The sequence below is a fragment of the Neorhizobium sp. AL 9.2.2 genome, from assembly GCF_013317225.1.
GTDB lineage: Bacteria > Pseudomonadota > Alphaproteobacteria > Rhizobiales > Rhizobiaceae > Neorhizobium > Neorhizobium soli.
In genome coordinates, this window is record NZ_JAALXU010000003.1 from 1,151,221 (window position 1) to 1,175,560 (window position 24,340).

General features: G+C 59.6%; 23 protein-coding genes. 9 read left to right on the top strand and 14 right to left on the bottom strand.

Annotation, left to right across the window (positions count from 1 at the left end; translation table 11 throughout):
* Nucleotides 1-16 precede the first annotated feature (16 nt).
* From G6K99_RS12135 to G6K99_RS12150, 4 genes are all read right to left on the bottom strand, one after another.
* Complete coding sequence (locus G6K99_RS12135; RefSeq protein WP_062456928.1) at nucleotides 17-1,645, bottom strand: CTP synthase; 1,629 nt, start codon at nucleotides 1,643-1,645, stop codon at nucleotides 17-19.
* Between the two features lie 135 nt (nucleotides 1,646-1,780).
* Nucleotides 1,781-2,233: a preprotein translocase subunit SecG gene (secG, locus tag G6K99_RS12140; RefSeq protein WP_062456931.1), complete on the bottom strand. Its 453-nt coding sequence runs from the start codon at nucleotides 2,231-2,233 to the stop codon at nucleotides 1,781-1,783.
* Nucleotides 2,234-2,327: 94 nt separating this feature from the next.
* On the bottom strand, nucleotides 2,328-3,098 hold the full coding sequence (tpiA, locus tag G6K99_RS12145) for a triose-phosphate isomerase (protein ID WP_174196660.1): 771 nt from the start codon (nucleotides 3,096-3,098) through the stop codon (nucleotides 2,328-2,330).
* A gap of 244 nt (nucleotides 3,099-3,342) precedes the next feature.
* Nucleotides 3,343-4,230 carry an alpha/beta hydrolase gene (locus G6K99_RS12150; RefSeq protein WP_174196661.1) on the bottom strand — a complete coding sequence of 296 codons (888 nt, stop codon included), beginning with the start codon at nucleotides 4,228-4,230 and terminating at the stop codon, nucleotides 3,343-3,345.
* A 195-nt stretch (nucleotides 4,231-4,425) separates the two neighbouring features.
* Between G6K99_RS12150 and parE the strand changes: the two genes are divergently transcribed.
* Nucleotides 4,426-6,477: a DNA topoisomerase IV subunit B gene (gene parE / locus G6K99_RS12155; protein WP_082471923.1), complete on the top strand. Its 2,052-nt coding sequence runs from the start codon at nucleotides 4,426-4,428 to the stop codon at nucleotides 6,475-6,477.
* A 37-nt stretch (nucleotides 6,478-6,514) separates the two neighbouring features.
* Here the strand turns inward: parE and G6K99_RS12160 are convergent, their stop codons facing one another.
* Nucleotides 6,515-9,058: an HWE histidine kinase domain-containing protein gene (locus G6K99_RS12160; RefSeq protein WP_062458046.1), complete on the bottom strand. Its 2,544-nt coding sequence runs from the start codon at nucleotides 9,056-9,058 to the stop codon at nucleotides 6,515-6,517.
* Between the two features lie 268 nt (nucleotides 9,059-9,326).
* On the opposite strand from G6K99_RS12160, the gene G6K99_RS12165 reads away from it, so the two are divergent.
* Together G6K99_RS12165 and G6K99_RS12170 are read left to right on the top strand one after the other, a co-directional pair.
* Nucleotides 9,327-10,535 carry an AI-2E family transporter gene (locus G6K99_RS12165; RefSeq protein ID WP_174196662.1) on the top strand — a complete coding sequence of 403 codons (1,209 nt, stop codon included), beginning with the start codon at nucleotides 9,327-9,329 and terminating at the stop codon, nucleotides 10,533-10,535.
* A gap of 83 nt (nucleotides 10,536-10,618) precedes the next feature.
* On the top strand, nucleotides 10,619-11,056 hold the full coding sequence (locus tag G6K99_RS12170; RefSeq protein WP_062580693.1) for a hypothetical protein: 438 nt from the start codon (nucleotides 10,619-10,621) through the stop codon (nucleotides 11,054-11,056).
* Between the two features lie 2 nt (nucleotides 11,057-11,058).
* Here G6K99_RS12170 and G6K99_RS12175 read toward each other — a convergent pair whose 3' ends face one another.
* The 3 genes from G6K99_RS12175 to G6K99_RS12185 form a co-directional block, all read right to left on the bottom strand.
* The gene (locus G6K99_RS12175) at nucleotides 11,059-12,186 is read right to left on the bottom strand and encodes a DUF2336 domain-containing protein (RefSeq protein ID WP_174196663.1); all 1,128 of its coding nucleotides are present in this window, start codon (nucleotides 12,184-12,186) and stop codon (nucleotides 11,059-11,061) included.
* 149 nt (nucleotides 12,187-12,335) lie between these two features.
* Nucleotides 12,336-12,938 carry a flavin reductase family protein gene (locus G6K99_RS12180; protein WP_174196664.1) on the bottom strand — a complete coding sequence of 201 codons (603 nt, stop codon included), beginning with the start codon at nucleotides 12,936-12,938 and terminating at the stop codon, nucleotides 12,336-12,338.
* Nucleotides 12,939-12,942: 4 nt separating this feature from the next.
* Complete coding sequence (locus tag G6K99_RS12185; protein ID WP_062581422.1) at nucleotides 12,943-13,518, bottom strand: nitroreductase; 576 nt, start codon at nucleotides 13,516-13,518, stop codon at nucleotides 12,943-12,945.
* 108 nt (nucleotides 13,519-13,626) lie between these two features.
* On the opposite strand from G6K99_RS12185, the gene G6K99_RS12190 reads away from it, so the two are divergent.
* Nucleotides 13,627-14,616 (top strand): hypothetical protein, encoded by a 990-nt coding sequence (locus G6K99_RS12190; protein WP_174196665.1) that lies wholly within the window; start codon nucleotides 13,627-13,629, stop codon nucleotides 14,614-14,616.
* 15 nt (nucleotides 14,617-14,631) lie between these two features.
* On the opposite strand, the gene G6K99_RS12195 is transcribed toward G6K99_RS12190, so the two are convergent.
* The 4 genes from G6K99_RS12195 to G6K99_RS12210 form a co-directional block, all read right to left on the bottom strand.
* The gene (locus G6K99_RS12195) at nucleotides 14,632-15,474 is read right to left on the bottom strand and encodes a lysophospholipid acyltransferase family protein (RefSeq protein ID WP_062580687.1); all 843 of its coding nucleotides are present in this window, start codon (nucleotides 15,472-15,474) and stop codon (nucleotides 14,632-14,634) included.
* Between the two features lie 106 nt (nucleotides 15,475-15,580).
* A complete protein-coding gene (thrS, locus tag G6K99_RS12200; RefSeq protein WP_174196666.1) occupies nucleotides 15,581-17,581 on the bottom strand; it encodes a threonine--tRNA ligase in 2,001 nt (666 codons plus the stop codon).
* 210 nt (nucleotides 17,582-17,791) lie between these two features.
* Nucleotides 17,792-18,148 (bottom strand): membrane protein insertion efficiency factor YidD, encoded by a 357-nt coding sequence (gene yidD, locus G6K99_RS12205; protein WP_092662328.1) that lies wholly within the window; start codon nucleotides 18,146-18,148, stop codon nucleotides 17,792-17,794.
* A complete protein-coding gene (locus G6K99_RS12210; RefSeq protein WP_062456964.1) occupies nucleotides 18,148-18,597 on the bottom strand; it encodes an iron-sulfur cluster assembly scaffold protein in 450 nt (149 codons plus the stop codon). The genes yidD and G6K99_RS12210 overlap by 1 nt, the downstream gene beginning before the upstream one ends.
* A 289-nt stretch (nucleotides 18,598-18,886) precedes the next feature.
* Here G6K99_RS12210 and folE point away from each other — a divergent pair, with 289 nt between their 5' ends.
* The 3 genes from folE to G6K99_RS12225 all read left to right on the top strand — a co-directional run bounded on the left by folE (nucleotide 18,887) and on the right by G6K99_RS12225 (nucleotide 21,048).
* Nucleotides 18,887-19,501, top strand: a complete 615-nt coding sequence (gene folE, locus G6K99_RS12215) for a GTP cyclohydrolase I FolE (protein WP_062458053.1) — start codon at nucleotides 18,887-18,889, stop codon at nucleotides 19,499-19,501.
* Between the two features lie 8 nt (nucleotides 19,502-19,509).
* The gene (hisI, locus tag G6K99_RS12220; RefSeq protein ID WP_174196667.1) at nucleotides 19,510-19,980 is read left to right on the top strand and encodes a phosphoribosyl-AMP cyclohydrolase; all 471 of its coding nucleotides are present in this window, start codon (nucleotides 19,510-19,512) and stop codon (nucleotides 19,978-19,980) included.
* Between the two features lie 105 nt (nucleotides 19,981-20,085).
* Complete coding sequence (locus G6K99_RS12225; protein WP_062458055.1) at nucleotides 20,086-21,048, top strand: patatin-like phospholipase family protein; 963 nt, start codon at nucleotides 20,086-20,088, stop codon at nucleotides 21,046-21,048.
* 33 nt (nucleotides 21,049-21,081) lie between these two features.
* Here the strand turns inward: G6K99_RS12225 and G6K99_RS12230 are convergent, their stop codons facing one another.
* Together G6K99_RS12230 and G6K99_RS12235 are read right to left on the bottom strand one after the other, a co-directional pair.
* Nucleotides 21,082-21,516, bottom strand: coding sequence for a CBS domain-containing protein (locus tag G6K99_RS12230; protein WP_062456971.1), 435 nt, complete (start codon nucleotides 21,514-21,516; stop codon nucleotides 21,082-21,084).
* Nucleotides 21,517-21,616: 100 nt separating this feature from the next.
* Nucleotides 21,617-22,390 carry a rhomboid family intramembrane serine protease gene (locus G6K99_RS12235; protein WP_174196668.1) on the bottom strand — a complete coding sequence of 258 codons (774 nt, stop codon included), beginning with the start codon at nucleotides 22,388-22,390 and terminating at the stop codon, nucleotides 21,617-21,619.
* A 226-nt stretch (nucleotides 22,391-22,616) separates the two neighbouring features.
* Here G6K99_RS12235 and G6K99_RS12240 point away from each other — a divergent pair, with 226 nt between their 5' ends.
* Together G6K99_RS12240 and G6K99_RS12245 are read left to right on the top strand one after the other, a co-directional pair.
* Complete coding sequence (locus G6K99_RS12240; protein WP_113167409.1) at nucleotides 22,617-23,204, top strand: PAS domain-containing protein; 588 nt, start codon at nucleotides 22,617-22,619, stop codon at nucleotides 23,202-23,204.
* A gap of 73 nt (nucleotides 23,205-23,277) precedes the next feature.
* The gene (locus G6K99_RS12245; protein WP_062456977.1) at nucleotides 23,278-23,889 is read left to right on the top strand and encodes a PilZ domain-containing protein; all 612 of its coding nucleotides are present in this window, start codon (nucleotides 23,278-23,280) and stop codon (nucleotides 23,887-23,889) included.
* Nucleotides 23,890-24,340 lie beyond the last annotated feature (451 nt).

The following is a 24,340-nucleotide window of genomic DNA, read 5'->3' on the forward strand; positions in this document are numbered from 1 at the left end:
CCGGGTTTTTCAGGTCTTAGACGAGACGGCTCTGTTCGAGCGCTGCCTCGACGAAACTCGCAAACAGCGGGTGCGGATCGAGCGGTCGGCTCTTCAGCTCCGGATGGTACTGAACGCCAATGAACCACGGATGGTCAGGATATTCGACCGTTTCCGGCAGAAGGCCGTCCGGTGACATTCCCGAGAAGACGAGGCCGCAGTTTTCAAGGCGGTCCTTGTATTGGACGTTCACTTCGTAACGGTGACGATGGCGCTCGGAGATATCCGTCGACCCGTAGATCTCGGCGATCTTGGTGCCCTTCTTCAGAGCTGCCTGATAGGCGCCGAGACGCATCGTGCCACCGAGGTTGCCGGCGGTAGACCGCTTCTCGAGCTCGTTGCCCTTCAGCCATTCCGTCATCAAACCGACGACCGGTTCCTTTGCAGGACCAAACTCGGTCGAGGATGCGTCTTCGATGCCGGCGAGATGACGGGCGGCTTCCACCACCGCCATCTGCATGCCGAAGCAGATGCCGAAATACGGAACCTTGCGTTCGCGTGCAAACTGCGCCGCGAGGATCTTGCCCTCGGAACCGCGTTCGCCGAAGCCGCCGGGGACCAGAATGCCGTGAACCTTCTCAAGCCACGGAGCCGGGTCTTCCTTTTCGAAGACTTCCGATTCGATCCACTCGAGATTGACCTTGACGTGATTGGCGATGCCGCCGTGATGCAGGGCCTCGATCAACGACTTGTAGGCGTCCTTGAGGCCTGTGTACTTGCCGACGATCGCGATCGTCACTTCGCCTTCCGGCGTGTGGATGCGGTTGCAGACCTCTTCCCAGGCGTCCAGACGGGGCTTGGGAGCGGGTTCGATGCCGAACGCAGCCAGCACTTCCGAATCGAGGCCTTCCTTGTGGTAGGCCATAGGGACGTCGTAGATATTGGCAACGTCGAGCGCCTGGATGACCGCGGATGGGCGAACGTTGCAGAACAGCGAAAGCTTGCGGCGCTCGGCCTCCGGGATTTCCCGGTCTGCGCGCACCAGCAGGATGTCTGGCGCGATACCCAGCGCCTGCAGTTCCTTGACGGAATGCTGGGTCGGCTTGGTCTTCAACTCGCCGGCTGCCGCAATGAACGGCATCAGTGTCAGATGCAGATAGATCGTTGTTCCGCGGGGCAAGTCGTTCTTGACCTGGCGGATCGCCTCCATGAACGGCATCGCTTCGATATCGCCGACCGTACCGCCAACTTCGCAGAGGACGAAATCGTAGTCCTCATTGCCCTCGGTAACGAAATCCTTGATCTCGTTGGTGACATGCGGAATGACCTGAACGGTCGCGCCGAGGTAGTCGCCGCGGCGTTCCTTGTCGATGATGTTCTTGTAGATGCGGCCGGTGGTGATGTTGTCGGTCTTGGTCGCCGAACGGCTGGTGAACCGCTCGTAGTGACCGAGATCCAGATCGGTCTCAGCGCCGTCGTCGGTCACAAAGACCTCGCCGTGCTGCGTCGGGCTCATAGTGCCCGGATCAACGTTGAGATAAGGATCGAGCTTCCTCAGCCGAACCCGGTAACCCCTCGCCTGGAGCAGAGCTCCGAGGGCCGCGGCCGCAATTCCTTTTCCGAGGGAAGAAACCACGCCGCCTGTGATGAATACATATCGCGCCATGGGAGCCACCGAATACCTTCTGATTTCTGATTCCGCCAGCGGAATTTTCTTTTTCCGAAAAAAGTCTGTGGAATCTCCACAAACGAAAACCGGCAGGCTTTTGGCCCGCCGGAGTTTGTTGCCTTCAACCGTGCCTTACTGGCCGGTTGGAACGCTGTTCGTCGGAGCGGGCGTTGCCGGGGCCGGTGTCGCCGGAGCCGGTGCTCCCGTTGCCGGTGCTGTCGGAGCAGGCGCTGAACTCGCGCCATCCGATGGGACGCCGTTGCTTGCCGGCGGAGCGGTCGGTGCCGGGCCGAGCTGGTTCAAGATACCATTGCCTGAACCCTGCTGGCTCTGCGGAATGCGGTCGAGAATATCCGTTGGACGCGATTCGTAGCGTGCCAGAATACCGAGCGCCAATGACGTGACGAAAAACAGCGTCGCCAGGATCGCCGTCGTGCGGGTCAGGGCGTTTGCCGTGCCGCGCGCCGACATGAAGCCGGAACCGCCGCCGATGCCAAGCCCTCCGCCTTCGGAGCGCTGGATCAGCACGACGCCGACAAGCGCCAGCACGATCATGAGATGAATGACGATCAGAACAGTCTGCATGAATAAGATCCCTGCCCCGTTGGCGAGGCAATAGAAGAAGTTTGGCGGCTCTTTACATGAGGCCCGCCCGCTTTCCAAGCCCCTATTGAATGGCTCAGGCGGTCAAGGCCTCATAGACGCCGTAGATGGCGAGAAAATCGTCGGCTTTCAAGCTGGCGCCACCGATCAATGCGCCATCGACATTTTCGATCGCCATCAGCTCCGCCGCATTGCCCGGCTTGACCGAGCCGCCGTAGAGGAGACGCATCCCCTTGCCGTCGTCGCCGAACCGCTTCACAAGTTCTGCGCGCATGAAAGCATGCGCGGCTTCCACATCGCTTGCGGTCGGCGTCACGCCGGATCCGATCGCCCATACGGGCTCGTAGGCAATGACCGTGTTTGCGGCCGTCGCATCATCTGGCAGGGAGCCATCGAGCTGACGCTTCAGAATATCCAGTGTCTGACCGGTGTCGCGTTCCTCCGCCGTTTCGCCGACGCAGACGATCGCGATCAATCCGGCTGCATGGGCAGCCTCGGCCTTGGCGCGAACCGTCGCGTCCGTTTCACGATGATCGACGCGCCGTTCGGAATGGCCGACGATCACATGCGTGCCGAAGCAGTCGGCGATCATGTTTGCTGAAATATCACCGGTATGCGCGCCGCAATCCTTCCGATGACAATCCTGGGCGCCGATCATCAGCGGGCTGTCTGTCGAAAGCGCCGTCGCCACATAGAGAAGCGTGGCCGGCGGGCATATCAGGGTTTCGACCTTTTCCGAGAGAGGTCCCATCACGCCCTGAGCAATCGCCTTGATCTCGGGAAGGCTGTCCCTCGTGCCGTTCATCTTCCAGTTTCCGGCAATAAGCGGGCGAATTTCTGGTGTCATGTCGATCCCTGTTCCTCTCCTCCAGCCGACGCCGTTGAGCGCCGCCACCTAAACGTGCAGGACAGGCGTCCCGACATGTCCTTTCACACTTCGTACGCTGAATAATGAACGCATTTCAAGTGCTTGGATGGATCATGGATGCCGGGACACCGGCCTAGAGCCCACTCATCGCGCACCGCAAGCGATGCACGCCGCGATTCAATCGGTTGAGATCCATTGAAACGCCCGATTGCGCTTAAACCGGTTATTTGTGGGCAATAAGCACGAAATTGAGGGCTTTGCGCCAGTCGATCATCCGGATCGGCGTTCCGTGCCCACCCGTGTTGAAAACGGACATGCGGACCGGGTATCCGGCGCTCTGCAATTTCCGGTAGATCTCGGTCTGTCCGCTGGCTGCGTAGACGCTGTCGGCACTGCCATGGGCGATATAGACCGGCAGTTTCGCCTTGGCGAACGGCGTCGACGGCAGACCCGGATCAGGTGGACCGCCAAGCAGAACCATTCCCTCCAGAATGCGGATCGTCGTGGCGTCACGGCTCACGGCCTGACAGATGAAGCCACCCATGGAGGCGCAGGCGAGGATGATTGGACGTCCAGTCGATTTCTCCGACGCATAGCGAATAAGGGCGGCGATATCGGCTGCACCTTTGTCGTCGAAGGATTTTACGCTCGGCGAATAGTAGGTCCCGCCTGACGCGGTGACGAGGTTCTTCAGTCGGTTGAAATTGCCGCCGAACGTGTAGTCGTTGACGCCGAGCCGCCTGTCGCCGCCCCTGCCGTGAATGAAGATCACCGTGAAGGCGCCACCTTGAGAAGGTCCCACCCTGGTGACATCAAGGGTCCGTCCGGAGAAGGCCAGGGTTTCATTTTCCTGGACACGGCGCGGTCCAAGCGCCACATAGGCATTCTTGACCCGCCGCTCAGGCTCACTGTCACGACCGTTGATGTCGCGCAGTTCCTGGTAGTCGACCACCTCGTAAGCGCCGCCGTCCTTAGTCTCCAGCACCTCGAACCTGGAGAAAAGCTCGTCCTTGAACGGCTTGATGGGGCCTTCCTGCGCGAGGCTTGCTGAAGCGGTGAGCGCGACCATGCCAGCAAGAAGCGTGCCGAAAAAGAAATGAACTGTGGACATGCGGGCTTTCATTCGGAACCTTCTGTCTTCCAACTTGCCATGCTAAAGCCGAGGCAGCATTGCTGGCAGAGCCGCCGTGTGCGTACGGCATCGCGAGAAAGCCGGTTTTCTGGCAAAATCGCATGTGATTCGAAACAGCACGAGATGGGTATGGCTATCTCCTCCGCACCCCGACAGGTAGTACCGACACCGCCAATGGATGACAATAACGACCTTTTTGCCGATACGCCCGCTCTCCCCAGATCAGCGCCAGCGGAACCTGTACCCGCCGTCAAGGCAGCGCCTTCGCCGCGACGTCCGGCTACAATCGCCGCCGACGGCGACGACTACGGCGCATCGTCGATCCGCGTGCTGGAGGGGCTGGAACCGGTGCGTATGCGCCCCGGCATGTATATCGGCGGCACTGACGAAAAGGCTCTCCACCATCTGTTTGCCGAGGTCATCGACAACTCGATGGACGAAGCCGTGGCCGGCCATGCCAATTTCATCGAGGTGTATCTGGATACCGAAGGTTGCCTGACCGTGACCGACAACGGTCGTGGCATTCCTGTGGAAAACCATCCACAGGTGCCCGGCAAGTCGACACTCGAAGTTATCATGACCAAGCTTCATGCCGGCGGTAAGTTTGACGGAAAGGCTTACGAGACCTCGGGCGGTCTGCATGGGGTTGGCGTCTCCGTCGTCAATGCGTTGTCCGACATGCTGGAAGTCGAGGTTGCGCGCAACAAGAAGCTCTATCGCCAACGTTTTTCCCGCGGCGTTCCGCAAGGTGGGCTCGAAGAACTCGGTGACGTACACAATCGTCGCGGCACCCGCGTCCGCTTCCATCCGGATCCGCAGATCTTCGGCGATCACGCGAAGTTCGATGCCGGTCGCATTTTCCGCATGGCGCGCTCGAAGGCTTATCTGTTCGGCGGCGTCGAAATCCGTTGGAGCTGCGATCCGTCACTGGTTCAGGCCGGTGGCGACGTGCCGGACAAGGCGGTCTTCCATTTTCCCGGCGGTCTGAAAGACTATCTTTCGGCCACGCTCGGCAAGGATTTCACCGTCACTCGCGAAATCTTTGCGGGCCGTACCGAAAAGACCGGTGGTCACGGCGCCATGGAATGGGCCATCACGTGGTATGGTGGCGACCCGCAGGTTCACTCCTACTGCAACACAATTCCGACGACCGAAGGCGGTACCCATGAAGCCGGGTTGCGCATCGCGCTGACCAAGGGCCTGAAGAATTACGCCGAACTGACCCAGAACAAACGTGCCCGCGAAATTACCACTGATGACGTGATGATCTCGGCCGTGGGCATGCTGTCTGTCTTTATCCGCGAGCCGGAATTTGTCGGCCAGACCAAAGACAAGCTTGCGACCGTGGAAGCCCAGCGGCTCGTCGAGAACGTTCTGCGCGACCCCTTCGATCATTACCTGACCGGAAATCCCAACGAGGCCGCGAAACTGCTCGACTGGGTGATTGAGCGCTCCGAAGAGCGGCTTCGTCGCCGCAAGGAAAAAGAGGTCAATCGCAAGACGGCCGTGCGCAAGCTGCGCCTTCCCGGCAAGCTTGCCGATTGCTCACAGAACACGGCCGAGGGCGCCGAACTGTTCATCGTCGAGGGTGACTCGGCTGGCGGCTCGGCGAAGCAGGGCCGTAACCGGTTGAACCAGGCCATTCTTCCGCTCCGAGGTAAAATCCTCAACGTCGGCTCGGCAAGCCGCGAGAAACTCTCGGCCAACCAGCAGATCGCAGATCTGGTGCAGGCCCTTGGCTGCGGCACGCGGACGAAATACCGCGAGGAGGATCTTCGCTACGAGCGGGTCATCATCATGACCGACGCCGATGTCGACGGCGCCCATATCGCATCGCTGCTGATCACGTTCTTTTATCAGGAAATGCCCGAACTCATCCGCGGCAGCCATCTTTATCTGGCCGTGCCGCCGCTTTACGTCATCCGGCAGGGTGGAAAGACCGTCTATGCCCGCAACGACGCGCATCGGGCCGAATTGATGGAAACGGTGTTCAAGGGCAAGAAAGTCGAAATTGGTCGCTTCAAAGGCCTTGGCGAGATGATGGCTGCGCAGTTGAAGGAAACGACCATGGACCCCGCCAAGCGCACGTTGCTGCGCGTCGGGATCGACGAGGTTGATTTCGAAGGCACGCGCGAGGCGGTCGACAATCTCATGGGCACGAGGCCCGAGGCGCGCTTCCGGTTTATCCAGGAACGCGCCGCCTTTGCCGATAACCTCGATATCTGATTGCTGCGACCGGAAGACTTCCGGTCGCATTTTGAAGCTATCGTTCCAGAACCTTGCTGACGGCGGCGATCAACGCCGTCGCTTCATAAGGCTTGCGCACGACCGGCGCTGAAAACGTCGCCGGAATGATCGAGCGATCGCTGTATCCCGTCGCAAACACGAAGGGCACGTGACGACGCAGAAGTTCTTCCGCGATTGGAAGCGACGTACCGGATCCCAGATTGACATCGAGGATCGCGACGTCCGGGGTGAAATCCTTGAGGCGGCGAAGCGCGTCCGAGACCGAAGGCGATGTCGTTACCTTGTCGATACCATTGTCCGCCAGCATCGCCTCGACATCTGCTGCGATCAGCATCTGATCTTCCACAAGAAGGAACTCCAGATTGCCGAGTGATCGCTCGCTCGCCGTCCGTCCGCCGAGCCCATCAAGGTGGAGATCGTCCTCGGATGCCGCGTCATCATCTGCGTGAACGTGCTTGGAGGGGATGACAAAGACCGCGTTGACGCCCTCGGGCGGATAGTCGACCGATGCCCGTCCATCCAGCTCGAAGGGCATGCTGCGGCTGATAAGGACACTGCCGAACCCACTGCGACTGGGCGCCTTTGTGACCGGACCACCGGTTTCTTTCCAGGTCAGCTCGCAATCGCCATCAGCACTTCGGCCCCACTCGATGTCGAGCCGACCGTCAGATACCGAGAGCGAACCGTATTTCGCAGCATTGGTAGACATTTCGTGCAGGACGAGGGCCATGACGGAAAACGCACGGCTATCAAGCCAGAATCGCGGTCCGCTCATCGTCACGATGCGGCCGCTTCCCTTATAGGGCTGCAGTTCGGCTTCGAGAAGGTCGGCCAGATGTCCGCCATCGCCGCTGCGGACGACCTGATCGTGCGCATAGGCCAATGCCTGAATGCGTCCCTTCAGCGAGCCGACGTAATCGGACAGCGGTCTTGAGTCATCCACAGGATGCCCCACGAGCGCCTTGATCACAGACAGGATGTTCTTGACGCGGTGGTTGAGCTCCTCGTTGAGCATGCGCTGGCGCACGTCCGCCTTACCGCGCTCGTCCGCAAGCAGTTCGTTATGATGCAGTACGGTTTCGACAAGAACTGCCCTGATGGCGTCGGCAATCTCGAGATCCGTATCGGTCCAAGGTTGAGCCTTGAGGCGCACCTGTTCTTTCCAAATGGCGAAGCTCGACCTCGGCGTCAGTCGCTCCCCATGCGGTCCGCTGGTATACTGCTTGTCGGGATTGCCTGCCCAATCGAGGGTCTGCACGACTTCCTTGCGGAAGAAAAACAGATAGTCGCGAGGGCGCTGGGACAACGAAATGGCAAGAACGCCGCTCACGTCGTCCGGCGAGATCATCGACAACGGTAGCGACCGAGACAATTCGGCCGTCGACCAAATCCGTCCGCCCGCGACGCCGCCGACCAGTTCCGCCAGTTCGGCAACCAGATGCTCCTGTGGCACGAGCCCCTGCCCTGTCCAGATCCCGTCAAGCCACAGCCCGACCCCATCGCAGGGTAGCATGCCGCCGAAATCATCCAGTGAACTTCTCAACAACCCGCTGATATCGTTGTGGTTGGAAGCGATCTGAAGGAATCGGTCGAGCGAACGTCTGGCAAGATTTGCCGTTTCGACAAGTTGCTTCTGTTTCAGCGCGCTCAAATGCAGGGAGAAGAACTCGCCGAACGTTTCTGCCGCAACGCGCTGGGGCATCGACAAGGTCTTTGGCGAATAGTGGTGGCAGGCCATCAGCCCCCACAACTCCCCATCAACGATGATGGACACCGACATCGAGGCAGAGACGCCCATGTTGCGAAGATACTCGCAGTGGATCGGCGAAACACTCCTCAGATGCGCGAAGGACATATCAAGCGGCAGGCCGTCTTCGCCCAACTCAGGGACGATGGCCACACGCTCGTTATCAGCGTTGGAGATGACGCGGATGGTGTTCTTGATGTAGAGAATGCGTGCCTGTTTGGGGATATCCGCTGCAGGAAAATACTGGCCCTTGAAGCTCTCGAGGTCGCGGCGTTTGTATTCGCTGACGACCTTGCCGGACCCTTCCTCCTCGAAACGATAGACCATCACGCGGTCATATCCGAGCATGGCGAACATCAGCCTTGCAGCGTTCTCGATAAGCCTGTCGATGCTCTTCATGTTGCGAATGCGGCTGATCAACATGCGCGCAACTTCGAGCGGCTGGTCGGCATCGTTGGAAGCCGGCTCGAACTCGATGATCACCTTGGAATCGAAACGATGCAACGAGATGTCGAAAGCTTTGCCTGACGGGAGTCGCAAGGCATGGCGTAGCGCCGGGCGTGCTGGATCATCAGAGGTCGCGAGCGCGTTGCGAAGCGAATGGGCCGCTTCGCCACCGACGACGTCTTCAAGACGCCGGCCGTTGATGTCACCTTCAACACCGAGCATTTCTCCGACATTCGCAGAGTGGTGAAGAATCTCAGCGCCAGTTAAGTCGCAGGCAAGAAGGCAACCATGCGGTTGAATGCTCCCTGGGATGTGAATTGGCTCGCGGTCGCAATTTGTAAGGTCGACCGCCTCCGCATTGAGCATCATTAAAGTCCTTGGATCTCGTCTCTTATAAAACACGCGTACGTTACGGTTATCTATTGTTCTGCTCTACCGAAACAAGGGGCGCTGACAAAGACGGTTTAGCCATCGCAATGCCCCAGATGAAGTTATGGTTCGGTGTTTTCACATTTGTATCGTATCTAAAGGATAGGCAGACGATGAAGGGCTAGGTTAAGAGGTCCATTGTAGGCTTGCAGCAAAATGGCCGAGACACCATATCGGCGACAGCAATCGGGAGTGGCAGTTTATCGTGAGCGCGCAAAATGATCGGAACACCCCAAGAGAACCGCGTTGGCTGGGACCGGTCTCTCCCAATCGCATTGCTCTGATACCGGCCATATCGGCAGCTCGATGGCTTCTGGTCCTGATTGTTGCTGCGTCGATCTACTTCTTCTACGGCTTCCTAGTCCCGGTTCTGGCCGCCCTTGTCATCGGATTTGCCAGCTGGCCACTTTATCGCAAGCTCTTGGTCCGCGTTGGCGGAAACACGACAATCGCCGCGACGCTTGCCATTCTGTTCATCCTCGCCTTTCTGATTGTGCCGATCGGCGTTGCGATCAGCTACACCACGGGTGAACTGCGCCAGTGGTTCAGCTGGGCGGTCGAAGTGAACAGGTTCGGGGCGCCGCCTCCAGCCTGGATCATCGGCCTTCCCTGGGCCGGTGATTGGCTCGGGTTGCAGTGGACAAAGCATGTTGGGTCACCCGGCGCTATCGGCGAGCTTGTACAGATCGTTAGCGGAGCCAATATCGGCAATATCTACCGCGCCGTGATTGCTGCCGGAGATGGCGTCTTCCATCTTGTTCTGACCATGCTGTTCATGATGATCGCGCTGTTTTTCGTTTATCGTGACGGCGCATCGTTTTCACGCCAGATTGATCTTGTTGGTGAGCGCATCCTGCCGTCGCGGTGGGAGCGGATTTCGCGTGTCGTACCGGCGACAATTAGTTCGACGGTGACCGGGATGACGTTGATTGCGATCGGCGAAGGCATCGTGCTTGGCGTGGCCTACTGGATTGCTGGCGTCCCCTCGCCTGTGACACTTGGGGTCATCACTGGTGTAATGGCGCTTATTCCGGGCGGCGCGCCGCTTTCGTTCACGCTGGTATCTGCCTATCTCGTTGCCAACGGCTCGTTCGTCGCAGGGATCGGGCTGTTCACGTGGGGTGCGGTGGAATTGTTTATCGTCGACAAGACGGTTCGTCCGCGCCTGGTTGGCGGCCCTATCAAATTGCCATTCCTTCCCACATTCTTCGGCCTTGTCGGTGGTGTGAAAACCATGGGCTTTCTCGGACTGTTTATCGGTCCGGTTCTGATGGCGCTGATCGTGTCGATATGGCGGGAATGGATTCGCGAGGTCCGGATGGCAGAGACGACCGAAGTGCAATCGGCCGACCTTGCGGTGTCGCCAAGCGAAGCGGCGGAGCGGGCCTATAAGCGTAAGGCGCAAACGCCTTAAGCGTTCAGCCCCGCTGCCGTGACGCCTCGCTGGCGCCATCATTGAGCAATCTAACCCCCAACAACCGCCATTGGGGAAACAGCATGAATTCCGCGCTCATCGTCATGACTATTTTGGGCTGCAACGATTCGGCCACGGACTGCCGCTACATCTCGACGGTCGACCAGAGATGGCCAACGGTCGCCATGTGCGACGCCGTTTCCGAAGACAGGCTACCGTCCTATGCCAATCAGCCTTATCCGGTGATCATCGCCGTCTGCCAGAATCCGGACGATGCGATCGAGACAGCAACACAGTCGCAAACCCCTCCCGTGCGGGATCAAGCGTCCGAGCCGATAGCGGCGGCTCCGGAGCCAGACAGCGACGTAAGCGAGAAGCAGAAGGAAGGTCTGGCCAGCCGTGCGATCCAGCGGGTTCGCAACGTTTTGCCAACGACCGAAGGCGTCAAGACGCTCGTGACGACGCCCGTAAGGCTTGTCGAAGGCGGTTATTCGTGGGTTGCCAAGCGTTTCGACCGCTGAGCTCAGGCAGCAAGCGCTAACTCGCTCGCATAGGCTCGTGCGGCGAACCGCATCTCCAGACGATGCCGTCTCTCGATCATCTGGATCATATCCGAGACTGCCGGATGCTGCCCTGCAACCCCTGAAAACCTCTCGATCAAACGACCGCAGACATCAGCGGTGGAACGACCCGCCGACGCGTCGCGCCAGAGCAGGACAGCCTCGACGAAGACGGCGGCGATCTCCCTTGTCAGACCACAGGCTTCAAAAAGGGCGCGAACGGCATGAAGGCGGCCTGTCGCCAGGATAGGCCTCACGCGACGCTCTCCGAGCCCGGAAAGGGTCGATACCGCCTCTGCAACGAGGTCAGCCTTGCCAAGGCAGAGGGCGTGGATCAGGAAAGACGGTGTGAGGCGTCCCGATGCCCGGAGATGCTCGACAAGTGCCGGCACTTCCTGCTGGGACGTCGTTCCTGCAATTGCGACGGTTGCCGCTTCGTCGGCCTCGCGGCCCACATATTCGATACGGCCGCGAGCAAGCGTCGAGCGGACCAGACCGCAGTTGAGAAGCGTGTCCGCGATATGGCTAACGAGCATGTGGCGCGCTTCTGAAGGAAGGTCTTCGCGCTCGAGCAGAAGGTTGCGAATGTCGTGGCGCTGTCCATGCCGCTCGGCGATCCGGCGCAGGGATATGCCTGTGATCAACGCAGTGCCACTTTCGAGCAGAATTAGAATTTCCGGCTCGTCGCCGATTTCTGCAAGTGCTGCACAGGCGCCGCGGGAAAGATTTGGCCGCGAAGCGATCAGACGCCGGGTCATTCCATCGCCTCGGCCGATCAGGTCGACAAGATCCGAGTCGCTGATCACGGGCGAGCGGGCAATCACCGTACAGGCGATCTCGACCTGATCTTCCGCAAGCGCGAGGATGATCGCACGAGGAGCCTGAGGCGAATCGGCGATCGATTCTGCCAATGCGAGACGTACGCGCGGCGAAGGGTCATCGAGAAGGTAAGTGATCGCCAATCCGGCAGCCTTGCGCTCTTCCGCCCCCATCGCCGCGTGGAGATATGCTCGACCAAGGGCATCCGCTGCGCGGGAACGGTCCCCAGCTCTTGCCGTCTCAGCCCAACGAAGAAATGCCTGTACGATCACGACCTGCCCCGGAAACACAACGCTGCTGCTCCGTCTGGAGCAGCCTGGTGCCACGGTAGAGACAAAAAGTTTAAGATTGGTTCACCATGTTCCACACCCGGCGCGGCGCACCTCACGCGTAGCCTGAACCAGGCCGAGAGTATGAAATCTCACGTCGGACGGATCAGTTCGAACACGCCCTCGCCGGCATCGGAATAGTCACGGTAACCCATGCGGCCGACCGGTCGGGCAAGCCGCATGTCGATTCGGCCATCCCGGATGATGTCTTCGGAGATATGGATTCCGACCACCTCGCCAAACACCATGTAGGCGTCGGTGAGCTCGCCCTTGAGATCCTTCGGCTGGATCACTTCGGTAAGACGGCACTCCAGCGCGGTATAGGCCTCCGCAACGTAGGGCGCGTCGACGACCTCTCCCATTCTGGCGGTGAGGCCAGCCAGGTCGAACTCATTCACCCCGTAATCTACCGGAGCCGAGGAAGCGTTGACCTGTTCGGAAACATGGCGGCTGGCCATGCTTGCCGTGAAAAAACCCGTGTCCGACGCATTCTTCAGACTGTGCTTGCGTCCCGACGAGGAGAACATCACGATCTTGGGGTTATCGGACACGATGTTGAAGAAAGAATAGGGCGACAGGTTCAGCGAACCGTCGCGGCCTTTGGTACCGATCCAGCCGATCGGCCGCGGCGCCACGATGGCCTTGAAGGGATCATGGCGCATGCCGTGGGCGTTCGTGTCGGTGCGATAAAACATGCGTTCAACCTGCGTAGGTGACAATGTCGGCAAGAGCCGGCCGCGGCCGGTCCGGCGTCGCGAAATCGCTCGAGCCGATATGAATGAAACCCGCGACCTTTTCGCCCGGGCTTATGCCAAGAGCGTCGAGGGCTCGCTCGTCGTAGCACACCCACTCGGTGCGCCAGTTGGCAACATAGCCATGTGCATTTGCAGCCATCAGCATGTTGAGGCAGACAGCGCCAGCCGACAGGACCTGCTCCCATTCAGGGATTTTGACGTGGGGCTGCGCGGTGCTGACAACGGCAACGACAAGCGGTGCACGTGTGAAACGCGTCAGTTCAGCCTGTTTGGCCGGTTCATTCATCTCCGGGTTACCGGCGAGCGCGAGTTCAAGGAAGGTTTCGCCGAGCTTCGTGCAAACGTCACCCCGATAGACGACAAGGCGCCAAGGCGCGATTTTGCCATGATCGGGAACGCGGACCGACATGCTCAAGATCGATTCGAGCTCTTCTTGCGATGGGCCCGGGCCTGTGATCTGGGCAACGGGCGTCGAGTGGCGCTCTTGCAGGTAATCGCTGAGCTTCAGGTTGTTTTCCATGTCGAAAGCTTCCGATCGATACGTGATATAGAGGTAGGCCTTGAAAATGCCCGGACGTTCGTCTTCAAGTGGCTTCTCGCAAAACAAGAGTCAACGGGTCATATCCTGATGCCAGGCCTATCGTTCGTTACCCGTATCGCTGCTGCAGGCCTGCTGCTGTTGACCGCTGCCGACCTGGGTTTCGCGCAAAGCGATGCGTTCGGAAGCTTCCGCCAGCTCGACAGCACGGGGAAGATGCCCAAGCTGAACGCCTTCTCGGCCACACCGGGCGAAAGCGCCGGCTCGATCGCGAAGGATGTGCGGTTTGATGCCAGGCTGACGGCTGACAGCGACGTGATGCAGGAAGGTCTTGCCTGGCGCGTGTTCAGCCCGATTGCCGGTGTGGACGGCAAGCTTCCGCTTGTTGCAAGCTCCGACGGCGGATCCGCCGCCTTCCAGCTGGCGCCGGGTGATTATTTCGTGAATGTCGCGTTCGGCCGCGCCGGCGTCACGAAAAAAGTAACTGTACCTTCTGAAGGCGACTTCCAGAAACAGACCCTCGTCCTTGATGCCGGCGGGTTCATCCTGAACGCGGTTGCCGGAGCGGACCAGACTATCCCACCGGCACAGCTGAGCTTCTCCGTCTATGCGGCCGAAGTCCGCGAAAACGGCGATCGGGCCCTGGTGATGTCGGAGGTAAAGCCCAACACCATCGTGCGGCTTGCGACAGGGACCTATCACGTGGTCTCTGAGTACGGTGACATCAACGCCGTCGTGCGTGCCGACATCCAGGTGGAAGCGGGCAAGCTGACGCAGGCAGTCTTGCAGCACAAGGCCGCGGAGGTGTCGCTGAAGCTCGTGTCTCAGCCGGGTGGCGAAGCCATCGCCGACACGGCCTGGTCGGTGCTGACGGCTGCGGGCGACGTGGTCAACGAAAGCGTCAGCGCCCTGCCCTCCATGGTGCTGGCCGAGGGCGACTATCTCGCCGTTGCCCGCAACAAGGACAAGATCTATCAGCGCGAATTCAAGGTGACGGCTGGTAACAACGTGGATGTCGAGGTTTTGATGCGCAATGCCAACCCGTCAGATGCCACGACCGCTGCCGTCGTGCCCGACTGACATCGGCTTCCTGGGTCAACTGGCCTTCTTGAGAAACCGCTGACGTCTGACGGGTCGCATGGAGAAGACGGCACTGTGGAGCAGACCGAGCAACTCCTTGCGGTCTGTGGTCCCAGCCATATCGTCCCAGCTCATCACCCTGCCCACCCGTGCCGTGATCGACGTTCCAGACAGGCGTTTAAACTCGCGGATGAGAAGCGACAGCCTGAATGTCATCGAGATCCGGCTGGCCAGGTGAAAGAGCCGACCATTCTGCCCCTCGAAATAGACCGGAACCACGTTGGCCCTGGTAGCCTGGATGAGTTTTGCGGCGAAGATCTTCCACGGCAGGTCGTCGGCAATGCCGAATCCCTTCTTCGCGGTTGCGACACCGCCGGCTGGAAAGATAATGATGGTCGTGCCGTCTTTCAGCAGCCGTATCGCTTCGTTCCGCGTGTGCATGTTCAGCACCAGCGCCTCCTTCGTCTCCTCGAAGGATACGGGCAGCGAATAGGGTTCCATCTCAGGAACCTTCAGGAGATCGTTGTGGATCAGCACGCGGAAAGGTCGGCCGAGCTGTTCGGCAAGTGCCAGCACGGCAATTCCGTCTCCGATGCCGAACGGATGGTTTGCAACGATGACCAGTGGAGACTGCAGCTGTTCTTCGGGAGGCCACGCGCCTTCTATCTCGAGACCCACGTCGATGATATCGAGCATCTTGCCGAAGACGCGGTCGCTCTTGCCGACGATGTCCGTGCGCCAGATATCATACAGCCGGGCGAAACGATCGCGTCCCGAGAGCCCCTCGATAGACCGGATGAACCAGCGCTTGAAGCGCGGATCCCTGTCATTGGCGTAGGAAAGTTCCCTGAACCGCAAATCAGTCTCCCAACGGAAAGGCGCATCCGACGAGAAGGCAATATTACAAAACGATTGCAGTTTTTTGACAGCACCCGCGGACATGGCCCGCGGGCGCTGGTATTGATCAGGCCGGGCGCTTTCTCAGTGCTGCGCGGCGGCGAAGGTCCGGCGGCGTCGCTTCTTCCGCAAGCGACCGAATCGCCTCTTCTAGCGTCATCAACGTTTGCGCCTGCGAGCCGAGACGACGGATGTTGACCGAGTTCTCCTCGGCTTCCTTCTTGCCGCAGACGATGATGACCGGAACCTTGGTCACCGAATGCTCGCGGACCTTGTAGTTGATCTTCTCGTTACGGAAGTCGGTCTCGACCTGCAGGCCGGCATCGCGCAACTGTTCGGCAACTTCCCGACCGTAGTCGTCTGCGTCCGAAGTGATGGTCGCGACAACGACCTGGGTCGGTGCAAACCACAGCGGCATGTGGCCTGCGAAGTTCTCGATCAGAATGCCGAGGAACCGTTCCATCGAGCCGCAGATGGCACGGTGGATCATCACCGGCTGCTGCTTTTCCGAGTTGGCATCGATGTAGAAGGCGCCGAAGCGCTCCGGCAGGTTGAAGTCGACCTGAGTCGTGCCGCACTGCCATTCGCGACCGATCGCGTCCTTCAGCGTGTATTCGAACTTGGGGCCATAGAAGGCGCCCTCGCCCGGAAGAATGCCGGTCTTGATGCGACCGCCAGACTGTTCTTCAATGGTTTTCAGAACGTCCGTCATGACGCTTTCGGCGCGATCCCAGAGATCATCGGTGCCGACGCGCTTTTCCGGACGCGTGGAGAGCTTCACGACCACTTCCTCGAAGCCGAAATCCTCGTAGACGGAGAGGATGAGATCGTTGATCCGCAGGCACTCGGCCGCCATCTGCTCGTCTGTGCAGAACACGTGCGCGTCGTCCTGCGTGAAGCCGCGCACGCGCATCAGACCATGAAGCGCGCCTGACGCTTCGTAGCGGTGAACGAGACCGAATTCGGCAAGCCTGATCGGCAGTTCGCGATAGGACTTCAGACCGTGCTTGAAGATCTGGACGTGGCCGGGGCAGTTCATCGGCTTTAGTGCGAAGACGCGATTGTCCGCTCCCTCGTCCTTCGGATGCGTGAACGCGTAAGCGGATTTCACCGCGAACATGTTTTCCTGATACCAGCCCCAGTGACCTGACGTTTCCCAGAGAGACGCGTCGAGAACCTGCGGTGCGTTGACCTCTTCGTAGGTGCCGGCCAGACGGCGGCGCATGTAGGAAGTCAGGGTCTGGAACATGCGCCAGCCCTTGCCGTGCCAGAAGACGACGCCGGGGCCTTCTTCCTGGAAATGGAACAGGTCCATTTCGCGACCGAGCTTGCGGTGGTCGCGCTTTTCGGCTTCGGCCAGGATATGCAGGTAGTTATCGAGCTGCTCCTGCTCCGCAAAGGCCGTGCCGTAGATGCGCGTCAGCATGACGTTGTTGCTGTCGCCGCGCCAATAGGCGCCAGCCACCTTCATCAGCTTGAAAGCCGTACCGATCTGGCCCGTGGACGCCATATGCGGCCCGCGGCACAGGTCGAACCAGTCGCCCTGATAATAGATTTTCAGATCCTGGTCTTCGGGAATGGCGTCGACCAGCTCGACCTTGTAGGCCTCGCCCTTGGCTGCAAAAACCTCGCGCGCCTTGTTGCGCGGCCAGACTTCCTTGGTGAAGGGCTTGTTGCGCTGGATGATTTCCTTCATCCGCTTTTCGATCTTCGGCAGGTCGTCCGGGGTGAAGGGCTCGGCCTTGGCAAAATCGTAATAGAAGCCGTTCTCGATGACGGGACCGATGGTCACCTGCGTGCCGGGCCAAAGCTCCTGCACCGCTTCTGCCATCACGTGCGCTGCATCGTGGCGGATCAGTTCGAGTGCCTTGGGGTCCGTACGGGTAACGATCTCGATCTGACCGTCGACGACGGGGTCGGAGAGATCGCGCACGGTGCCGTCGATCGCGATCGCGACAGACTTTTTGGCAAGCGACTTGGAAATGGATTCGGCAACATCACGGCCGGTCGTGCCGGCATCATACGTGCGGACGGAGCCATCGGGAAATGTGAGGGAAACCTGGGACATGTTCTATCTCCTGTCCAGTCCCGCCAACGAATGCGGGTGGTGGTAAAATGGCCAGATCGACCGGCCGGCAACGGGCGCGGTGATAGTGTGTTTCAGGCCGTTAGTAAAGGTTTGGAACCCGCGAACGGATGGTCGGAAAGCCTTTAGCTTCCGAACTCTGGCGAGCTGCAAGGACTGACGCCTTTTGAGATAGCTGGGCTGGTGTCACGCTTATCCATGACGCCAGTAGCGCCAGGGCATCCACCAGACCTGGCGTTGCCTCTGCAGGTCCGGAACCGGGTCCAGTCCGCCGGAGCCACCAGGACCGCAGCGCGCGACTCGGTACAGTGTCATCCAGAGACCGGGCCAGAGCCCGTGTCGGGCGATCGCCTCGTAGCCATACTCGGAACAGGTCGGAATATGGCGGCAGCCGTTTCCGACAAAGCCGGAAAGAGTGAGCTGATAGAACCGGATCAGTCCCATACCGGCGAGGCGTCCGGGCGTCTTTTTGAACGGGCCCTGCCAGTTGCGCGATCGATAGGGCCCGCCGCGTTTCGTGTCGTGGTCACAATCCGGCGAGCCGCACATCAGGCGGTCGCTTTGTCGGCCCGGTCGCGGACGTCGATCTGATCGAGCGCGTCAACGACCGCATCGAACGTCAGCATGGTAGACGGATGCCGGGCCTTGTAATCCTTCACAGGCTTCAGGTAGCGCATGTCTTCGAAGCGGCCGACCGGGCCTTCGCCGCCCTCTTTCAGCATCGACAGCATGTCGACCCTCGCCTGGCGCAGTTCGTCGACCGGCGCGCCGACGATATGCCGTGCCATGATCGACGACGACGCCTGACCAAGGGCGCAGGCCCTAACCTCGTGAGAGAAGTCGCTCACCACGCCGTCACTGACTTTCAGGTAAACACGAACTTTTGAACCACAGAGCTTGGAGTGCTTTTCGGACGTCGCATCCGCATCGTCCATTGCACCCGCGCGGCCAATGTTCCCCGCAAATTCAAGAATTTTCTGGTTATAGATCTCGTCCATGTCGCTCGCTCACGTCATCGTCCTCGACATCCGCTCGACCGATCGAACGCACCGTCTACCGGGATGACCTACCACAATCTGGATTAGGCCCCTATATGTTGTCCGCGACGGGAATTATCAAGGAAACACGTTTTCGAGAAACGCGCGAAAACGGCGATGGTATGCCTTGAAAATTCGGAACGCGCAGACGAAAAGTCAGGAAACTGGTATTCCGGCGTGATCCATGGCGATCAGCTTTTTTACCATAGTGAGATCGGATGTGGCCCTGGCCCGCATCGAGGGACACAAGATGGATGCTATTTTGAAGAATTTTCCGGCCTCCAGCCAGAAACAGCCTCGTCCGACCCAGCAGGAAGCTGAGGACGCCGTGCGCGTCTTGCTCCAGTGGTCCGGTGACGATCCGGAGCGCGAAGGTTTGCTCGATACGCCGAAGCGCGTTGCAAAAGCCTATCGCGAGCTCTTTTCGGGCTATGATCTGTCGGCCGAAGAGGTTCTCGGCCGGACCTTCGAGGAGGTCTCGGGTTATGACGATATGGTTCTCGTTCGCGATATACCATTCTTCTCCCATTGCGAGCACCACATGCTGCCCATCAAAGGCAAGGCGACCGTTGCCTATCTTCCGCAGGGCCGGGTTCTGGGGCTGTCCAAGATCGCGCGTGTGATCGAGATCTACGGTCGCCGCCTCCAGACACAGGAAAATCTTACGGCACAGATCGCCAGCGCGATCGACACGACATTGAAGCCGCGCGGCGTGGCTGTCCTGATCGAGGCGGAACACATGTGCATGGAAATGCGCGGTGTGGAGAAGCAGGGATCTCAGACGCTGACGACCCGGTTTACCGGTGCGTTCAAGACCGACGCGGCCGAGCAGGCGCGCTTCTTTACCATGGCCCGCAACCGCTGAGCGCCGAAATGATAATGACTTTTGAAGCGCCGTCGTCGGATAAGGCCGAGCTCGAGGGTGACGGCGCCTTTACGCCCCGTTTCGATTCCGACGGTCTTGTGACCGCTGTCGTGACCGACATTCGCGATGGCGAATTGCTCATGGTGGCGCATATGAACGCCGAGGCGCTTGCGCTGACGATCGAGACGGGCGTCGCTCACTACTACAGCCGGTCGAGAGCGAAACTCTGGAAGAAGGGCGAGACCTCCGGCAATCTGCAGACTGTGCATGAGGTCAGGACCGATTGCGATCAGGACGCCGTCTGGCTCAAGGTCTCGATGTCCGGCCATGACGCCGCTTGCCACACCGGGCGACGCTCCTGTTTCTATCGTGCGGTAAAGAAAAGTGACGGTGGCGCTGTCCTTGAAATACAGGATCAACAGCGTCACCTTGATCCAGAGCATGTGTATTCTGGTCATGATGAGACGGGAAAGCGGTAGGCGTCTGCACCGCTTTCATACCATCCCCACCTGAATAACGAATTGGCAACCAAACGATGCGTTAATTGGCGTACGTGGCTGTGTTCAGCTGAGAGGTGATGGGCGATGATGAATTGGAGTTGGAGTCGCAACGAGCGGCAAGCCGCGCCAGCAGACGCTGTCACAAATCGGCTCCAGACGTCCCCTCCTCCCATTGTCATTGAGCAGCCACGCAAGGCAAAGCTGTCTTTAGCACTTGGTGGCGGCGCGGCCCGCGGATGGGCGCATATCGGCGTGTTGCGCGCGCTTGACGAAGCCGGCATCGAAGTCGGGATGATTGCCGGCACATCAATCGGCGCGCTGGTCGGAGGCTGTTATCTCGCAGGCAAGCTCGACGAACTCGAAAGCTTTGCCCGATCTCTGACCATGCGGCGGATCGCGGCGCTTCTCGACCTCACCATCGGTGGCGGCGGCCTGATCGGTGGCATGCGGTTGACGAAGCGAATGCAGGAACACCTGCAGGGCATCTCCATCGAAGATCTCGACCGCCCCTTCGTCGCAGTCGCGACGGAACTTCATACCGGGCACGAAGTGTGGATTTCGGCCGGCTCTCTGATCCGAGCCCTTCGGGCGTCCTACGCGCTGCCGGGGATTTTCGAACCTGTGAAATGCAGCGGCCGCACGCTGGTCGATGGCGCGCTGGTCAATCCGGTCCCGACCTCCGTCTGTCGCGCCTACGAGCAGCCGCTGGTCGTGGCCGTGAACCTCAACTACGATGTCTTCGGCCGGTCCGCGGTTGTCAAACACACTGCAGCCGATGCGCCGGACGATCACGAGCGTTCGCGCCATCAGGACGACCCCCGCGTCGGTGTCACCGGCACCATGGTGCAGGCGTTCAACATCATCCAGGAGCGCATATCGCGCGCCAGACTGGCCGGCGATCCGCCTGATCTGGCGCTGCATCCGCGCCTCAACGATATCGGTCTGTCCGAATTCCACCGCGCCGGCGAGGCGATCGACCGGGGCTATGAGGCCACCATGTCGCAGATCGTGGCGCTTCAGCGCATGCAGGAAGTTTTCGCCCGCTGAGATGCGGGCGAAGATGCCGCTCTCCCAGCCGCCTTACCCGGCGATATAGGCCTTCATCTGTTCGGCTTCGATCTCCACTTCACGCAGCCGCGATTTCACGACGTCGCCGATCGAAATGATGCCGGAGAGCTTGCCGTCGGCTTCTACCGGGACATGGCGGAACCGTCCCGCCGTCATCATGCCCATCACCTCGTCTGCCGTCTGATCCTCCCGACAGCGTTGCACGGAGGTTGTCATGACGGCCTTGACCGGCTGCTCCAGCGCATCGACGCCTTTGGTGGCGATGCAGTGGACGAGGTCTCTCTCGGTGAAAATGCCGGCAATACGCCCCTCCATCCCGGCAATGATCACGGCACCGATGTTTCTGTCGTTCAATATGCCCGCGATCTGGCGCAACGTCTCGTCCGGGCTGACGGTCACGACGTTACGGCCCTTCGAATCCAGCATGCTCTTTACGGTCGTCGACATGGCTCGCTCCTCCAAAACCATTCGAACCGAAACGTCTCCCCTCAAAGACATTTGCGGCACAGTCCCTCGACGCGAAGCTTAAGACGACAGCAACTGGAGATCAAGCGGGCGCCAATGGGTGGTCATCGGCGGCAATCCTGTCGAACAGGCCGAAAAACAAAAAGCCGAAGAGAAAGCCACCGATGTGAGCATCCCAGGCGATCTCTCCGACATCGGATCCGATCAGCGGCAGGCCGATGGCGACGAGCACGTTTCCGAAGAACCACATCGCCGTGAAAATCACCACTGTCCGGTTCCGGAAAGAGCCGAGTATGGACTGACGTGGATGGAGATGGCCGAAACTGCGGTCGTATCCGCGGCCGTCCGGGAACGCGAACCGGCACGCGGCGCCCATCAAGCCTGAGACGACGCCTGAAGCGCCGACGAGTAGCGTCTGGTCGCCCCAATGCAGGCCGGCATGGAAGAAAGCTGCCGCCGCTGCCGAGAAAATCCAGAACAGCATGTAGCGGAGAGTTCCGATGCGGCGCACGACCGGCGCTCCGAAGGCGACCAGCCAGAGTGCGTTAAAGCCAATATGCTCTATACCGCCATGCAGGAAGGAATAGGTGACAGGCGTCCACAGCCATTCGAAATTCTGCTCCGCAAACGGAACGACGTAGCGTACGGGCGTGAAGGCGAACCACATCAGCACCGAGATCTGCGCCTCCTCGTCGAGCAAGTAAGCATCGACTAGATAGACGACGGCCAGGAACAGGACCGAGATCACCAGACTTCGGGGAAGATTGAAAACTGGCTGCGACGACTGGTCGTCGATGGCGTCCGCATCCCTGTCCGTATCGTTCGCGGCACCCGGCAGGTCTTGCCTGTCGCTCATCACAATTCCTTCCCTGTTGAAGCGTCAGGCTTACAGGACGACCCGCCTGAAGAAAAGCTGCAGATAGCACCGGATACAAGCACTTAGTCGCCGGGTTCGACATTCTTTCGTCTAGGCTCACCGCTCTGGCATGGTTTTCGCAGCGTTAAGGCTGACCCTCGTGTTGTGCCTTAGAAAACGGTTCAGCACGGGATGAAGCGTCTCGAAATGGATCACGGGAAAGCGAATGCGAAATCCGGCTACGACGGAAATCTTCGAATACTGGACAGGTCTGTGCGACGGGCGGTTGCCTCCCATGCGCAACGAGATCGATCCGGTCGCCCTGCGCAGATTTCTGCCTCATCTCTTCATCGTCGCAAACGAGGCAGACGACCAATTGACGTTTCGGCTTGCGGGAACGCGGTTATGCGAGTTGTTCGGTGGCGAGTTTCGCGGGATGCCGTTCCGCACGATCTGGGATCTCGAAGAAAACGATCGCGCCCAGGAGGTCGTCATGCAGATCCTCGTCCATGAGAAACCCGCGATTGCCGACGTAGTCCTGAACGTAGCCGGCACGTCAATCGAATGCGAAATGCTGATGATGCCGCTTCGCTCTTCCGAAACCGGAAGCGACCGGGTACTCGGAGCACTTCTGCCTGCCGACGGCCCTTTCCCGGTGGCGGCCAGACCGGCAAGTGGGCTGCATCTTCAAGATTGGGGCTTTGTCGAAAGCCACGAAACCGGCGGGTTGTCCGTCTGCGGGCATGACCAGCCGCAGTTGGTCCAGTCAGGACTTCTGCGCCGCTTCCTGCCGGCGAGCTTCTTCCCACAATGACGGCTTCGGGAACGATATATTAACGCCCCGTCGCTAATGTAGGCTAGGACTCTAGCTGAAAAAGCGCTCATCCATGTTTTCCGGCACCTCCTCTCAGGCATCCGTTTCGCAAGCAACTGCAGCGCAGCGCTCATTCCAACGCGTCTCCGTGAACATCGGCGGCCGCTTGATGCTGGCCGACCATGAGGAATATGCCTGCACCGCGATCGAGATGTCCCCCGGGGACGTCAGCTTCCAGTGTGCCGGTCGTCCACGGACCAACGAGCGGGTCATCGCCTATCTCGATCACGTCGGCCGCCTTGAAGGGACAGTTCTCAGTGTTGCCGGCGGCGGCTTCCTGATGATGATCAACGCGACCGACCGCAAGCGCGAAAAACTTGCCGCACAGTTGACCTGGATCGCCAACAAGCATGAACTCGGGCTGCCGGAGGACCGTCGCCACGATCGTCTCACCCCGCGCAACACCCGTTCGGAGATTACTCTCGACGACGGGCGCCGCTATCCGTGCCGGCTGCTTGACCTTTCGCTTTCCGGTGCGGCTGTCGACATCGAGACCCGTCCGTCAATCGGGACCCCGCTTCGCCTCGGAAACATGCGCGGACGCGTGGTGCGTCACTTCATGGAAGGCGTCGCGATCGAGTTTCACTCGGTCCAGTCCCGCGAAGCGCTGACCGAGTTCCTGTAAGCCTCATCATATCCATTTTCTAACCCGCCTGCCCGCAGCTGAGTTGTGCTGTGTCTGCTCCGGCGTGAATTCTTAAGATCACCGCCATCGTCAGCGGCGCTGGACTGCTGGTCCGGCACACCAAAATCCCGAAAAAACACGTCGCCAGAATTATTTTGTGCCTTTTCGGGATTTTTTTCGCGCAGTTTTAGGCGGCGAAACGGGCTGTTTTGGTCGCGATTTCGTCCCGGAACGCGGCGAAGCAAAGCAACAGGCACAGGCAAATCGAAGACTTCGCTCACCTTTCGATGATGTCACGTTTCATCAAAGCGATGCCGTATCAGGGAGATAGGAGCGGATAGGTCAAATTTACCTCGCATTTTATGCAAATTCGCCGAAAAAGCAGTGCGTATTTTATGAAAAAGCACGTCGAATTCGACGCGTATTTTCGCCAAAGTTGATTAGAATAAAC

Bases quoted from the DNA above. Each gene is read 5' to 3' on its own strand.
- G6K99_RS12150 (WP_174196661.1), bottom strand. From the start codon at position 4,230: ATGTCCACAGTTCATTTCTTTTTCGGCACGCTTCTTGCTGGCATGGTC.
- G6K99_RS12190 (WP_174196665.1), top strand. From the start codon at position 13,627: ATGCCAGGCCTATCGTTCGTTACCCGTATCGCTGCTGCAGGCCTGCTG.
- hisI (WP_174196667.1), top strand. From the start codon at position 19,510: ATGATAATGACTTTTGAAGCGCCGTCGTCGGATAAGGCCGAGCTCGAG.
- G6K99_RS12180 (WP_174196664.1), bottom strand. From the start codon at position 12,938: ATGTTTTATCGCACCGACACGAACGCCCACGGCATGCGCCATGATCCC.
- G6K99_RS12235 (WP_174196668.1), bottom strand. From the start codon at position 22,390: ATGAGCGACAGGCAAGACCTGCCGGGTGCCGCGAACGATACGGACAGG.
- thrS (WP_174196666.1), bottom strand. From the start codon at position 17,581: ATGTCCCAGGTTTCCCTCACATTTCCCGATGGCTCCGTCCGCACGTAT.
- G6K99_RS12225 (WP_062458055.1), top strand. From the start codon at position 20,086: ATGATGAATTGGAGTTGGAGTCGCAACGAGCGGCAAGCCGCGCCAGCA.
- secG (WP_062456931.1), bottom strand. From the start codon at position 2,233: ATGCAGACTGTTCTGATCGTCATTCATCTCATGATCGTGCTGGCGCTT.
- G6K99_RS12210 (WP_062456964.1), bottom strand. From the start codon at position 18,597: ATGGACGAGATCTATAACCAGAAAATTCTTGAATTTGCGGGGAACATT.
- yidD (WP_092662328.1), bottom strand. From the start codon at position 18,148: ATGTGCGGCTCGCCGGATTGTGACCACGACACGAAACGCGGCGGGCCC.
- G6K99_RS12135 (WP_062456928.1), bottom strand. From the start codon at position 1,645: ATGGCGCGATATGTATTCATCACAGGCGGCGTGGTTTCTTCCCTCGGA.
- G6K99_RS12185 (WP_062581422.1), bottom strand. From the start codon at position 13,518: ATGGAAAACAACCTGAAGCTCAGCGATTACCTGCAAGAGCGCCACTCG.
- G6K99_RS12245 (WP_062456977.1), top strand. From the start codon at position 23,278: ATGTTTTCCGGCACCTCCTCTCAGGCATCCGTTTCGCAAGCAACTGCA.
- tpiA (WP_174196660.1), bottom strand. From the start codon at position 3,098: ATGACACCAGAAATTCGCCCGCTTATTGCCGGAAACTGGAAGATGAAC.
- G6K99_RS12160 (WP_062458046.1), bottom strand. From the start codon at position 9,058: ATGCTCAATGCGGAGGCGGTCGACCTTACAAATTGCGACCGCGAGCCA.
- G6K99_RS12240 (WP_113167409.1), top strand. From the start codon at position 22,617: ATGCGAAATCCGGCTACGACGGAAATCTTCGAATACTGGACAGGTCTG.
- G6K99_RS12230 (WP_062456971.1), bottom strand. From the start codon at position 21,516: ATGTCGACGACCGTAAAGAGCATGCTGGATTCGAAGGGCCGTAACGTC.
- folE (WP_062458053.1), top strand. From the start codon at position 18,887: ATGGATGCTATTTTGAAGAATTTTCCGGCCTCCAGCCAGAAACAGCCT.
- parE (WP_082471923.1), top strand. From the start codon at position 4,426: ATGGATGACAATAACGACCTTTTTGCCGATACGCCCGCTCTCCCCAGA.
- G6K99_RS12170 (WP_062580693.1), top strand. From the start codon at position 10,619: ATGAATTCCGCGCTCATCGTCATGACTATTTTGGGCTGCAACGATTCG.